This window comes from Candidatus Planktophila lacus (assembly GCF_002288325.1).
Classification (GTDB): domain Bacteria; phylum Actinomycetota; class Actinomycetes; order Nanopelagicales; family Nanopelagicaceae; genus Planktophila; species Planktophila lacus.
In genome coordinates this window covers 1,122,093-1,134,584 of record NZ_CP016780.1, presented here as the reverse complement: position 1 = coordinate 1,134,584, position 12,492 = coordinate 1,122,093, and the positions used below count along the sequence as shown (strand labels likewise).

Here is a 12,492-nt window from a genome sequence, read left to right as displayed (position 1 = left end):
CATGGCGCTTACCGTTGAAGTAAAGAACGCAGAAGGAAAGAAAGTTGGAAGCGTTGATCTTCCATCTGACATCTTTGATGCGCAGACAAATATTCCTTTGATCCACCAAGTCGTGACAGCGCAACTTGCTGCTGCACGTCAAGGAACTCAAAAGGCTAAGAACCGTGGTGAAACTTCTGGTTCAGGTAAGAAGCCGTTTAAGCAGAAGGGAACCGGCCGCGCTCGTCAGGGTTCGATCCGCGCTCCTTTGCAACGCGGTGGTGGTGCAGCACATGCTGTTCGTCCACGTTCTTACTTCCAGCGCACACCAAAGAAGATGATCGCACAAGCACTTCGCGGCGTCCTCTCTGATCGTCAGCGCAACGAACGTATCCACGTTATCGACTCTGTAACAGCAGCTCCTTCAACAAAGGCAGCGCTTGCAGCAGTTCGTCAGTTCTCAACACGCAAGAACCTTTTGGTTGTTGTCTCACGTAACGAAGACGCTGCATGGCGTTCACTTCGCAACGCTGATGATCTACACCTTCTAGTTCCTGATCAGCTAAATGCATACGACATCTTGAAGAGCGATGACGTTGTCTTCTCAGAAGCAGCGATCAACGATTTCCTTAAGGCAAAGAGCACAGCAAAGGCAGCCGGTAAGTCTGTTAAATCTGTTGCACGTGAAAGCGAGGTAACAGCATGAAAGATCACCGCGACGTCTTGCTAGCGCCAGTAGTTTCTGAAAAGAGCTACGGATTGCTAGATGAGAACAAGTACACATTCATTGTTGCTCCAGATGCCAACAAGACTGAGATCAAGATCGCAGTCGAGAAGGTTTTCGGAGTCAAGGTCATAAGTGTTAACACTATGAACCGCATCGGAAAGAACAAGCGCACACGTTTTGGTGATGGAAAGCGCAAAGACACAAAGCGAGCAATCGTTCATGTGGCCGCTGGCGACCGTATCGACATCTTCGGAGGTCCCGTTTCCTAAGGGCAACCTTACGAATAGGGATTTCTAGAAAAGGATCATCATGGCACTTCGCAAACTCAAGCCAACGACCCCCGGTCAACGCGGCGCAAGCGTTCCTGATTTCGCTGAAATCACACGCACAACTCCTGAAAAGTCATTGGTACGTCCAATCCACTCAAAGGGTGGCCGTAACAATCAAGGTCGCATCACAGTTCGCCACCAAGGTGGAGGACACAAGCGTGCATACCGTCTGATCGATTTCGTCCGTAACGATAAGGATGGAATTCCAGCAAAGGTCGCACACATTGAATACGACCCAAACCGCACAGCGCGTATCGCACTTCTTCACTACGCAGATGGAGAAAAGCGTTACATCATCGCTCCAAATAAACTTGAGCAAGGTGCAACAGTTGAGAACGGTCCAAAGGCCGATATCAAACCTGGAAACAACTTGCCTCTTCGTAACATCCCAGTAGGTACAACTGTTCACGCAATCGAACTTCGCCCAGGTGGCGGAGCAAAGATTGGTCGTTCAGCAGGTGCATCTGTACAGCTCGTTGCAAAGGAAGGTCCATACGCACAACTTCGTATGCCTTCTGGCGAAATTCGCAACGTAGATGTTCGTTGCCGCGCAACTGTTGGTGAAGTTGGAAACGCAGAACAATCCAACATCAACTACGGAAAAGCTGGCCGCAAGCGTTGGTTAGGTATTCGCCCAACTGTTCGTGGTGTTGTTATGAACCCTGTAGATCACCCACACGGTGGTGGTGAAGGTAAGACTTCTGGTGGACGTCACCCAGTTTCACCTTGGGGTAAGCCAGAAGCACGTACCCGTAAGAAGAAAGCATCTGATTCCATGATCGTCCGTCGTCGCAAGTCGAATAAGAAGCGGTAGGAGAGAACCCTTATGCCAAGAAGTCTCAAGAAGGGTCCATTCGTTGATGGACATCTCACCAAGAAGGTGGATGCACAGAACGATGCCAACACTAAGAACGTGATCAAGACCTGGTCACGCCGCTCAATGATTATTCCTTCAATGATCGGACACACAATCGCAGTACACGATGGCCGCAAGCACGTTCCGGTTTTCGTAACTGACGCAATGATCGGACACAAGCTTGGTGAATTCGCACCAACTCGTACATTCCGTGGACACGTTAAAGATGATCGGAGAGCAGCTCGTGGCTAATACAACTCCTCAAGCAGATACTTTGATCGCTCGCGCCGTATTGCGCGACATCCGCCACACACCACAGAAGGCTCGTCGCGTTGTCGACTTGGTTCGTGGAATGCGTGCAGACGAAGCACTTAACGTTCTGAAGTTTGCGCCACAGGCTGCAGGTTCAGATGTCTACACACTCCTTAACTCTGCTGTTGCAAATGCAAAGGCTAAAAACCCTGCAATTCGCGACGCATCTGAACTCTGGGTTGTTGAAGCTCTCGTGGACGAAGGACGCACAATGAAGCGTTTCCGCCCACGTGCACAAGGTCGCGGTTTCCGTATCTTGAAGCGCTCAAGCCATATCTCAGTTGCAGTTAGCGATGTAAAGGCAACTAGCAAATCAATTTCACGTACATCAACAAAGACTCAGACACGTAATCCAAAGCGTGCTGATGATTCAGCGAAGGGAGCGACCAAGTAATGGGTCAAAAAGTTAACCCACACGGGTTCCGCCTGGGCATCACAACTGAATTCAAGTCACGTTGGTATGCAGACAAGCTTTACAAGGATTACGTCAAGGAAGATGTCGAAATCCGTCGCATGATGCAGAAAGGTATGGAGCGCGCAGGCGTATCTCGCATTGAGATCGAACGTACTCGCGATCGCGTCCGTATCGATCTACACACTGCGCGTCCTGGCATCGTCATTGGTCGTCGCGGACAAGAAGCTGACGTACTCCGTCAGAAGCTTGAGAAGCTAACCGGCAAGCAAGTACAGCTAAACATTCTCGAAGTTAAGAACCCAGAGATTGATGCGCAACTTGTTGCACAAGGAATTGCAGAACAGCTTGCTGCTCGCGTTTCTTTCCGCCGCGCAATGAAGAAGTCAATGCAGTCAGCGATGAAGGCCGGAGCACAGGGCATTCGTGTTCAGTGCGGTGGTCGTCTTGGTGGCGCAGAAATGTCACGTTCCGAGTTCTACCGTGAAGGTCGCGTTCCATTGCACACACTTCGCGCTGATATTGATTACGGTTTCTATGAAGCCGCAACAACATTCGGTCGCTTGGGTGTAAAGGTTTGGATCTACAAGGGTGAAGTTATTGGTTCACGCGCAGAGCGCGCTGAAAAGGCGCTTGCAGAAGCACGCGCTCCAAAGCCAGAACGTCGCGGACCTCGCACACCACGTGCACCACGTGCAGAAGTTACAACTACTCAAGCAGCACCAGTTGTAGAAGCAACAGCACCAGCAACTGAAGGAGGCGAGGCGTAAATGTTAATTCCTCGTAAGGTCAAGCACCGTAAGCAGCACCACCCATCGCGTTCAGGCGCATCAAAGGGCGGAACAGCTGTTGCATTCGGTGACTTCGGTATCCAAGCTCTAGAGCCTGCATACGTAACCAACCGTCAGATCGAAGCTGCTCGTATTGCGATGACTCGCTATATCAAGCGCGGTGGAAAAGTTTGGATCAATATTTATCCAGATCGTCCAATTACAAAGAAGCCTGCTGAAACTCGTATGGGTTCCGGTAAAGGTTCACCTGAATGGTGGATTGCAAACGTGAAGCCAGGTCGCATCATGTTTGAAATCTCTGGAGTAACAGAAGCGATTGCAACTGAAGCTATGCGTCTTGCGATTCATAAGCTTCCAATGAAGTGTCGTGTAGTAAAGCGTGAGGAGGCATAAAGTGGCTAACGTTAATGAAGAACTACGCCAATTAACCGATGACGAATTAGCATCGAAGGTGCGTGAGGCTAAAGAGGAACTCTTTAATCTGCGCTTCCAGGCTGCTACTGGTCAGCTCGAATCACATGGTCGCCTCGGAGCAGTCCGCAAGGAGATCGCACGTCTTTACACAATTATCCGCGAACGCGAACTAGGAATCGGAGGCGCTGCCTAATGACTACCGAAAATCGCGCAGATCGCAAGACACGTGAAGGCATTGTCATTTCAGACAAGATGGATAAGACGATCACCGTTGAAGTATCAAACCGCGTAAAGCACGGTATGTACTCAAAGGTTATGTCTCGTTCAACAAAGCTAAAGGCTCACGACGAGACCAATAGCGCAGGTACTGGAGATCGTGTTTTGATCATGGAAACACGACCAATTTCAGCATCAAAGCGCTGGCGTCTAGTTTCAATCATCGAGAAAGCTAAGTAAGGGGCAGGATAAAAAATGATTCAACAAGAATCGCGCCTACGCGTCGCGGATAACACAGGAGCCAAAGAGCTTCTCTGTATTCGTGTTCTCGGTGGCTCCTCCCGTCGTTACGCCGGTATCGGAGACATCATCGTCTGTTCTGTTAAGGATGCAATTCCTGGCGGACAAGTAAAGAAGGGTGAAGTCGTAAAGGCTGTCATCGTTCGTACAGTTAAAGAACGTCGTCGTCCAGACGGTTCTTACATCAAATTTGACGAGAACGCAGCAGTCATCCTTAAAGCAGATGGCGAACCTCGCGGAACTCGTATCTTCGGACCAGTTGCTCGCGAACTTCGCGACAAGAAGTTCATGAAGATCATTTCACTCGCTCCGGAGGTGCTCTAACCATGGCGAAGATCAAGAAAGATGACACAGTGCTCGTAATCGCTGGCAAGAACAAGGGTGTTACAGGCAAGGTTCTCGATGTTGATAAGAACCGCATTCTTGTTGAAGGTGTTAACCGCGTACAGCGCCACACCAAAGAGTCAACAACCGAACGCGGCGTCAAGGTCGGCGGAATCGTTACTGCTGAAGCAACAATTCACATTTCAAATGTCATGGTCGTCGATGGCGATGGCAAGGCAACTCGCCTTGGCGTTCGTAAAGATGAAGAAGGCAAAAATGTTCGCATCTCACGTCGCACCGGAAAGGACATCTAATGTCAACAACGACTGATGTTCGTTTAAAGGCTCGTTACCGTAGCGAAATCGCTGGCGCACTTACGACTCAATTTGGATATAAAAATCCAATGCAGGTTCCAACGCTCGTAAAGATCGTTGTAAATATGGGTGTTGGCGAAGCTGCTCGTGATTCTAAGCTAATCGAAGGCGCAGTCCGCGATCTAGCAATCATCACAGGCCAGAAGCCACAAGTAACCAAGTCACGCAAATCAATCGCGCAGTTCAAGTTGCGTGAAGGTATGCCAATTGGTGCACACGTAACAATGCGTGGAGATCGTATGTGGGAGTTCGCAGATCGCTTACTCTCAATTTCTCTTCCACGTATCCGCGACTTCCGTGGACTTTCACCTAAGCAATTCGATGGCAAGGGCAACTACACATTCGGTCTAACCGAGCAGGTTGTATTCCCAGAAATCGAACAAGATAAGGTCGATCGCCCACGCGGTATGGATATCACTGTTGTAACCACAGCGAAGAACGACGAAGAAGGCCGCGCACTCTTGAAGTTGCTCGGTTTTCCTTTCCGGGAGGCATAAGAATGGCAAAGACATCACTCAAGGTTAAAGCTGCTCGCAAGCCTAAGTTCAAGGTTCGTGGCTATACACGTTGTCAGCGTTGCGGCCGTCCGCACTCTGTCTATCAAAAGTTTGGAATTTGCCGCGTCTGTTTCCGTGAAATGGCGCACCGTGGTGAACTTCCAGGTATTACAAAGGCTTCTTGGTAAAAATGATGGCGCCATCATTTTTACCGGAGCAAGCTAGTTAAAACTACAACGAAGAAAGTCCAGGCAAATTGCTTGGATACTGTTTCGAGAAAGGCCATAGGCCACGTATGACAATGACAGATCCGATCGCAGACATGTTGACACGTCTGCGCAACGCGAACTCTGCTTACCATGATTCGGTTTCAATGCCGTCTTCATCGGTTAAAGCACGCATTGCAGAGATCCTTCAAAAGGAGGGTTTCATCGCAGGCTATCGCGTTGAATCAGCAACAAACGGTGTTGGCAAGGACCTAGTTCTTGACCTCAAGTTCGGTGCAAACCGCGAGCGTTCAATCGCCGGTCTTCGCCGCGTAAGCAAGCCAGGACTTCGCGTTTACGCAAAGTCAACAGCTCTACCAAAAGTACTTGGTGGACTCGGCGTTGCAATCATTTCAACTTCATCTGGATTGCTGACTGATAAGCAAGCCAACAAACAGGGTGTAGGCGGAGAAGTTCTCGCCTACGTATGGTGATCGAATATGTCACGTATCGGTCGTATGCCAATCGCTGTTCCTGCTGGCGTTGAAGTAACAATCGCAGGTCAGAACGTTTCAGTTAAGGGACCAAAGGGTTCACTTTCACTAAACGTCGCTGAACCAATTCAAGTTTCACAAGCAGATGGTGTTATCACCGTTGCTCGTCCAAATGAAGAGCGCGTTACACGTTCACTTCATGGCCTATCACGCACATTGGTATCAAATATGGTCACCGGCGTAACAACTGGTTACACGCTAACTATCGACATCGTCGGTGTTGGTTACCGCGTTGCTGAGAAGGGTAAGGATCTCGAATTCTTGCTCGGATATAGCCACCCAGTTCCATTCCTAGCTCCAGAAGGAATTTCTTACAAGGTTGAATCTCCAACCAAGTTGCACATCACCGGAATTGATAAGCAACTCGTTGGTGAAGTAGCAGCCAAGATTAAGAAACTGCGTAAGGCAGATCCTTATAAGGGCAAGGGCCTACGTTTGGCAGGCGAAGTTGTTCGCCGTAAGCAAGGAAAGACAGGTAAGAAGTAATGGCAATCGGTGTAAAAGTCCGCAAGGGGTCAGCTACTAATGCTCGCGCCCGTCGTCACTTCCGCGTCCGCAAGAAGGTCTCTGGCACTCCTGCGCGTCCACGTCTAGTCGTTTCTCGCTCTGCGCGTCACCTCTTCGTACAGATCATTGATGACACACAAGGTAAGACTTTGGCTTACGCATCAACAATGGAAGAAGCCTTCCGCAAGTCAACTGGCGATAAGACTGCAAAGTCTCGCGAGATTGGCGCGTTGATCGCAAAGCGTGGAAAGGATGCCGGTATCTCTACCGTTGTATTCGACCGCGCAGGAAATAAGTACACAGGTCGTATCGCAGCACTTGCTGATAGTGCACGAGAGAACGGATTGGAGTTCTAATGGCTGAAAATCCAACAACCGCAACTGCACCAGACAACAAGGGCGCTGACAAGGTTTCTGAAAAAGGCCGTGGCCGCGGAAATGGCGAACGCCGTGAACGTCGCGACGATCGTGAAAAGGACAAGTCTCCTTACATGGAGCGCGTTGTCTTTATCAACCGTGTATCTAAAGTTGTTAAGGGTGGACGTCGTTTCTCATTCACCGCACTAGTAGTTGTCGGCGACGGCAATGGCACAGTCGGTATTGGTTACGGAAAGTCTAAGGAAGTTCCACAAGCGATCGCTAAGGCTGTTGAAGAAGCAAAGAAGTCATTCTTCGTAGTCCCACGCATCCAAGGAACTGTTCCTCACCCAGTACAAGGAGAAACAGCAGCTGGCGTAGTTCTTCTTCGCCCAGCAAGCCCAGGTACCGGAGTTATCGCCGGTGGCCCAATTCGTGCAGTACTCGAATGTGCTGGCATCTCAGATGTATTGACCAAGTCACTCGGCTCAAACAATGCAATCAACATGGTTCACGCCACTGTTGCAGCGTTGAAGATGCTTGAGTCACCAGCAGCAATCGCTGCTCGTCGCGGTCGTCCACTTGAAGATGTTGCACCTGCAGCAATTATCCGCGCTTCACAGATGACAGTTGGTGCCTAATGCCACGTTTAAAAGTAACTCAAATTAAATCTAAGGTCGGTAACAAACCTGAGATTCGCGAGACCTTGCGTTCACTTGGTCTAAAGCGCATCAACGATGTTGTCGTCAAAGAAGATCGTCCAGAAATTCGTGGCATGGTGTACGCAGCACGTCACTTGATCAAGGTTGAGGAGGTCGAATAAAGATGACGCTAAAACTTCATCACCTTCGTCCAGCCCCTGGTGCAAAGAAAGCTAAGACTCGTAAGGGTCGCGGTGAAGCATCAAAGGGTAAGACCGCCGGTCGCGGTGGCAAGGGAACGCATGCACGTAACACTGTTCGCCCAGGTTTTGAGGGTGGCCAGCTTCCGTTGGTTATGCGTTTGCCTAAGCTTCGCGGCTTTAAGAACCCAGCACGTATTGAGTACCAGGCAGTTAACGTTGCAACAATTAACGATCTCTTCCCTAAGGGTGGAGATGTAACAGTTGCGGATCTAATTGCTAAGGGCGCAGTACGCGATAGCTTGCCTGTAAAGGTTCTTGGCAATGGCGATATCGCTGTCAAGGTATCTGTAACAGCACATGCATTCTCAGCATCAGCAGTTGAAAAGATTGCTGCCGCTGGTGGTTCAACCAAGGTTCTCTAAGGTTTCTTAGAAAAATACTTAGCTAGTTTGATTTGATAGAGGGAGAAGATTGATGCTTTCAGCATTTGGAATGGCTTTTAAGACACCAGATCTGCGCAAGAAGATCTTCTTCACTCTTTCAATCATGGCTCTGTTCCGCTTCGGTTCAGTCGTCCCAACTCCTGGCGTTTCATACACAGCAGTTCAGACATGTCTTAACCAAGTTCAAACAGGTGGTCTCTTCGGTCTGATCAACTTGTTCTCAGGTGGAGCGCTCATTCAGCTCTCTGTCTTTGCACTTGGCATCATGCCTTACATCACCAGCTCGATCATTATTCAACTTCTTACAGTTGTAATTCCACGCTTTGAAACTCTTAAGAAAGAGGGACAATCTGGAACTGCGAAGTTAACTCAATACACCCGTTATCTAACAATCGGTTTAGCAGTACTTCAATCAACAGGTTTGGTTGCAGTTGCTCGTACACCTGGTCGTTTGATCTCAGGCTGTAATGAAGCGATCATTCCTGATACTTCATGGCAGCGCATCGCAACGATGATCATCGTTATGACAGCCGGTACATCTGTAATCATGTGGCTCGGAGAGCTGATCACTGATCGCGGTATCGGTAACGGTATGTCTATCTTGATCTTTACATCTATCGCAGCGAGCTTCCCTGGACAACTCTGGAGCATCCGCGTTCAAAAGGGTCTTTTCGCATTTATCGTTGTTTTAGCGGTCGGTATTGCAGTTGTTGCAGCGGTTGTATTCGTTGAGCAAGCGCAACGTCGAATTCCTGTGCAGTACGCAAAGCGCATGGTTGGACGTCAGGCTTACGGCGGAACAAGTACTTATATTCCAATCAAGGTAAACCAGGCTGGCGTTATCCCGGTTATCTTCGCTTCATCGCTTCTCTACATCCCATCTTTGATCGTTAACTTCACCAATAGCCAAGCGGCTTGGGCAGTATGGGTTTCTCGTAACCTCGTAAATGGCGATAACGTCTTTTATGTAACTGCTTATTCAGCTTTGATTATCTTCTTCACCTACTTCTATGTAGCGATTACCTTTAATCCAGATGAAGTTGCAGACAATATGAAGAAGTACGGCGGATTTATTCCAGGCATCCGTGCCGGTCGCCCAACTTCTGAATACCTGCAATACGTTCTCTCACGTATTACAGCGCCAGGTGCGCTCTATCTTGCACTCGTTGCGATTATTCCGATCGGTGCACTTATCGTCTTCGGTGCAACTCAGAACTTCCCATTCGGTGGAACTGCGATCCTGATCGTTGTCGGTGTTGGTCTTGATACTGCAAAGCAGATCGAAAGCCAGTTGCAACAGCGTTCATATGAGGGGTTCTTGCGCTAATGCGTTTAATCCTGGTTGGACCACCAGGTGCTGGTAAAGGAACACAAGCTCAATTCCTATCTGCGCACTATTCAATTCCGCATATTTCAACTGGCGATATCTTCCGCGCTAATTTGAAAGCCGGAACTGATTTAGGTAACCAAGCAAAAGCATTTATGGATCGCGGCGAACTCGTTCCTGATTCAGTCACCAACGATATGGTCAAAGATCGTCTAACCCATGACGATGTTGCCAATGGTTTTCTTCTAGATGGCTATCCACGCAATGTTGCGCAAGCTGAAGTTCTTCGCGCATTTCTTGCCGAGGCTAAGACTCCGCTGCAAGCAGCGCTAGAACTTGCTATCGCATCAGATGAAATCATCAAGCGTTTATCTTCTCGTCGCACCTGTCGTGGATGCGGTGCATCCAATGAAGCAGGAGCAACCAATTGTTCTTCTTGCAGCGGCACCGATCTATACCAGCGCGAAGACGATAAAGAAGAAGTTATCGCACGACGTCTTGAGGTTTATGAAGAGCAGACCGCGCCAATTATCTCTTTCTACCGCTCTGAAGGTTTATTGATCACTATCCCAGCAGCCGGAAACGTTTCTGAAATCACCGAGCATGCAATTACTGCGCTCGGTCGCCTCTCGTAACTAAAGTACTTTTATGGCGATCCAGATAAAAACCCTTGAACAATTAAAGGTAATGCGTCGCGCCGGTTTAGTAGTCGCCGAAATTCACCAAGCGATACGAGCTGCGATTAAGCCAGGAATGACAACTAGCGCACTCGATGCAGTTGCAGCAGCCTGCATCAAAAGAAACGGTGCAACCCCCAACTTTCTTAACTATCACGGCTTTCCCGCAACGATCTGTGTTTCAGTAAATGAAGAAATCGTTCACGGTATCCCTGGGGATCGCCTCATCAACGATGGTGATCTAGTCTCAATCGATTGCGGTGCAATCATCGATGGTTGGCATGGCGATGCTGCATTTTCTGTCGGAGTCGGCAACGTTGACGCACAAGATCAAAAACTTATGGATGTCTGCGAAGAGTCAATGTGGCGCGGAATCGCCGCGGGTAAATTAGGTGCGCGCCTTACTGATATCAGCGCAGCAATTGAAAATTACATCGATTCGCAAGGTAAGTACGGAATTCTGCAAGAGTACGGCGGTCACGGTATTGGTACAGAGATGCATCAAGAGCCACATGTTTTAAACTTTGGAAAAGGTGGAAATGGTCCTGAGTTAATTGTCGGGATGGCACTTGCAATTGAGCCGATGATTACTCGTGGAACACATAAGACAAAAGTTTTAGGTGATGACTGGACGGTTGTATCTCAAGATAAATCTAGAGGTGCCCACTTCGAGCATTCATTTGCACTTTTGCCAGATGGAAAGCCATTTGTATTAACGGCTGCTGACGGGGGACGGGCAAAGTTAGCCTCTCTCGGCGTTGTAGTTTCCGACCTTCTCTCCTGACGCTCAGCGGCGCGAACCGGGTGTTTGACCTCACATTAATTAGTTAAATCGTTATAAAAATCCCTTTACCTGGCTAGCCAGTAACGCATAACCTTTCTCAAACCCCATCCCTCGTGGGCTAACTCTTAAAGGAGAGTCTTGATGTTAAAAAAGAAATTTGCTGGTGCACTAGTTGCATCATTGGCGCTTTCAATGGTTGCAACAGTTGCTCCAACAGCAACAGCTGCACCAAAAGCTGCAGCAATTGCAAAGGCTGGCGATGACTGCATTACCGCAGGTCGCGTAGCAAAGGGTCGTGGAGTCGAAGGCTCCGATCTAACCTGTTTGGTAGTTTCAACTGGAACCCTAAAAGGCAAGTTGAAATGGTGGTACAAAGATGTAACCCCACTCTCAAAGCTTGAGTGGGTTGCTTCATCTGGCGTAGGTGGCGGTTACGGCACCACTGCAATCGCATTTGCTGATGCTATGAAGGCAGAAGGCATGCTTAGCGATTACACAGTTTCTTACAAGTCAGGCGGATCCGGAACTGTAGGTCTTGGATACTTCCAAGATCAAAAGGCTAAAGATTTTGCTTTCATTACAGGTTTTGCGATGGTTGCAGGCGTTGCTTCAACTAAGTCAAAGCTAAACCAAGCAGATTCAAAGGCAATCTCTGGATTGATGCGCGAATATGAAGCGATTGTTGTTCCTACATCTTCTAAGTACAAGACAATTAATCAACTACTCGCAGATATCGTTGCAAATCCAAAGCTACCTATCGCTGGTGGATCTAAGGGAACTGTTGACCACGTTTACATGGGTCTTCTAGTTGAAAAAGCTGGCGGAAAAGCCACTGAAATGAACTACGTTCCATACGCAGGTGGTGGAGAAGTTACAACTTCTGTACTCAGCGGACAGACAGTAGCTGGCGTTTCAGGTACATCTGAATTCGCTTCATTTGTAAAGGCCGGAAAGCTACGTGTTCTAGCCCTTTCATCACCATCACGTTTGAAGTCAATCAAGGGTCAGACATTGATCCAGCAGGGAATCAACTTCACATTCGGTAACTGGCGCGGAATTCTTGCTCCAGCAGCACTTACCGAAGCAGAGCGCGTTAACTGGCTAAAGGCTGTTGATGTAACTCGTGCAGGAGATGCCTGGAAGGCAACATTGGTTGCTAAGGATTGGCAGAACCAAACAGATTACGGCAAGGATTTCGAAGCATTCCTTGCATCACAAAAGAAGGACATCACAACCACGCTAGTTTCACTTGGCTTGGCATAA

23 protein-coding genes are annotated in these 12,492 nt (G+C 48.7%); all 23 read left to right on the top strand.

Annotated elements, in window-relative coordinates; genetic code table 11:
* Position 1: 1 nt before the first annotated feature.
* On the top strand, positions 2-685 hold the full coding sequence (rplD, locus tag A1sIIB106_RS05765; RefSeq protein WP_095671536.1) for a 50S ribosomal protein L4: 684 nt from the start codon (positions 2-4) through the stop codon (positions 683-685).
* Positions 682-975 (top strand): 50S ribosomal protein L23, encoded by a 294-nt coding sequence (gene rplW / locus A1sIIB106_RS05760; RefSeq protein ID WP_095671535.1) that lies wholly within the window; start codon positions 682-684, stop codon positions 973-975. The genes rplD and rplW overlap by 4 nt, the downstream gene beginning before the upstream one ends.
* A gap of 40 nt (positions 976-1,015) precedes the next feature.
* A complete protein-coding gene (gene rplB, locus A1sIIB106_RS05755; RefSeq protein WP_095671534.1) occupies positions 1,016-1,849 on the top strand; it encodes a 50S ribosomal protein L2 in 834 nt (277 codons plus the stop codon).
* Between the two features lie 12 nt (positions 1,850-1,861).
* On the top strand, positions 1,862-2,143 hold the full coding sequence (rpsS, locus tag A1sIIB106_RS05750) for a 30S ribosomal protein S19 (RefSeq protein ID WP_095671533.1): 282 nt from the start codon (positions 1,862-1,864) through the stop codon (positions 2,141-2,143).
* A complete protein-coding gene (gene rplV / locus A1sIIB106_RS05745; RefSeq protein WP_420021959.1) occupies positions 2,136-2,597 on the top strand; it encodes a 50S ribosomal protein L22 in 462 nt (153 codons plus the stop codon). The genes rpsS and rplV overlap by 8 nt, the downstream gene beginning before the upstream one ends.
* A complete protein-coding gene (gene rpsC, locus A1sIIB106_RS05740) occupies positions 2,597-3,385 on the top strand; it encodes a 30S ribosomal protein S3 (protein ID WP_095677654.1) in 789 nt (262 codons plus the stop codon). Before rplV ends, rpsC begins: the two co-directional genes overlap by 1 nt.
* Complete coding sequence (rplP, locus tag A1sIIB106_RS05735) at positions 3,386-3,799, top strand: 50S ribosomal protein L16 (RefSeq protein ID WP_095671530.1); 414 nt, start codon at positions 3,386-3,388, stop codon at positions 3,797-3,799.
* Between the two features lies 1 nt (position 3,800).
* Positions 3,801-4,013 (top strand): 50S ribosomal protein L29, encoded by a 213-nt coding sequence (gene rpmC, locus A1sIIB106_RS05730; RefSeq protein WP_095671529.1) that lies wholly within the window; start codon positions 3,801-3,803, stop codon positions 4,011-4,013.
* Entirely contained in the window at positions 4,013-4,276 is a 264-nt protein-coding gene (rpsQ, locus tag A1sIIB106_RS05725; protein WP_095671528.1) for a 30S ribosomal protein S17, read from the top strand. The genes rpmC and rpsQ overlap by 1 nt, the downstream gene beginning before the upstream one ends.
* A gap of 15 nt (positions 4,277-4,291) precedes the next feature.
* The gene (gene rplN, locus A1sIIB106_RS05720; RefSeq protein WP_095526891.1) at positions 4,292-4,660 is read left to right on the top strand and encodes a 50S ribosomal protein L14; all 369 of its coding nucleotides are present in this window, start codon (positions 4,292-4,294) and stop codon (positions 4,658-4,660) included.
* 2 nt (positions 4,661-4,662) lie between these two features.
* Positions 4,663-4,974, top strand: a complete 312-nt coding sequence (rplX, locus tag A1sIIB106_RS05715; protein ID WP_095671527.1) for a 50S ribosomal protein L24 — start codon at positions 4,663-4,665, stop codon at positions 4,972-4,974.
* On the top strand, positions 4,974-5,531 hold the full coding sequence (gene rplE, locus A1sIIB106_RS05710) for a 50S ribosomal protein L5 (protein ID WP_095671526.1): 558 nt from the start codon (positions 4,974-4,976) through the stop codon (positions 5,529-5,531). Before rplX ends, rplE begins: the two co-directional genes overlap by 1 nt.
* A 2-nt stretch (positions 5,532-5,533) precedes the next feature.
* Complete coding sequence (locus A1sIIB106_RS05705; RefSeq protein WP_095526894.1) at positions 5,534-5,719, top strand: type Z 30S ribosomal protein S14; 186 nt, start codon at positions 5,534-5,536, stop codon at positions 5,717-5,719.
* A gap of 107 nt (positions 5,720-5,826) precedes the next feature.
* On the top strand, positions 5,827-6,231 hold the full coding sequence (rpsH, locus tag A1sIIB106_RS05700) for a 30S ribosomal protein S8 (protein ID WP_095671525.1): 405 nt from the start codon (positions 5,827-5,829) through the stop codon (positions 6,229-6,231).
* Between the two features lie 6 nt (positions 6,232-6,237).
* A complete protein-coding gene (gene rplF, locus A1sIIB106_RS05695; protein ID WP_095671524.1) occupies positions 6,238-6,777 on the top strand; it encodes a 50S ribosomal protein L6 in 540 nt (179 codons plus the stop codon).
* On the top strand, positions 6,777-7,154 hold the full coding sequence (gene rplR, locus A1sIIB106_RS05690; RefSeq protein WP_095671523.1) for a 50S ribosomal protein L18: 378 nt from the start codon (positions 6,777-6,779) through the stop codon (positions 7,152-7,154). Before rplF ends, rplR begins: the two co-directional genes overlap by 1 nt.
* Positions 7,154-7,795, top strand: coding sequence for a 30S ribosomal protein S5 (rpsE, locus tag A1sIIB106_RS05685; RefSeq protein WP_095671522.1), 642 nt, complete (start codon positions 7,154-7,156; stop codon positions 7,793-7,795). Before rplR ends, rpsE begins: the two co-directional genes overlap by 1 nt.
* Positions 7,795-7,977 (top strand): 50S ribosomal protein L30, encoded by a 183-nt coding sequence (rpmD, locus tag A1sIIB106_RS05680; protein WP_095526899.1) that lies wholly within the window; start codon positions 7,795-7,797, stop codon positions 7,975-7,977. Before rpsE ends, rpmD begins: the two co-directional genes overlap by 1 nt.
* A 2-nt stretch (positions 7,978-7,979) precedes the next feature.
* Complete coding sequence (rplO, locus tag A1sIIB106_RS05675) at positions 7,980-8,420, top strand: 50S ribosomal protein L15 (protein ID WP_095671521.1); 441 nt, start codon at positions 7,980-7,982, stop codon at positions 8,418-8,420.
* Positions 8,421-8,472: 52 nt separating this feature from the next.
* On the top strand, positions 8,473-9,768 hold the full coding sequence (gene secY / locus A1sIIB106_RS05670) for a preprotein translocase subunit SecY (protein ID WP_095671520.1): 1,296 nt from the start codon (positions 8,473-8,475) through the stop codon (positions 9,766-9,768).
* A complete protein-coding gene (locus tag A1sIIB106_RS05665; RefSeq protein WP_095677653.1) occupies positions 9,768-10,403 on the top strand; it encodes an adenylate kinase in 636 nt (211 codons plus the stop codon). The genes secY and A1sIIB106_RS05665 overlap by 1 nt, the downstream gene beginning before the upstream one ends.
* Positions 10,404-10,416: 13 nt before the next feature.
* A complete protein-coding gene (gene map, locus A1sIIB106_RS05660) occupies positions 10,417-11,229 on the top strand; it encodes a type I methionyl aminopeptidase (RefSeq protein WP_095677652.1) in 813 nt (270 codons plus the stop codon).
* 141 nt (positions 11,230-11,370) lie between these two features.
* Entirely contained in the window at positions 11,371-12,492 is a 1,122-nt protein-coding gene (locus A1sIIB106_RS05655; protein ID WP_095677651.1) for a Bug family tripartite tricarboxylate transporter substrate binding protein, read from the top strand.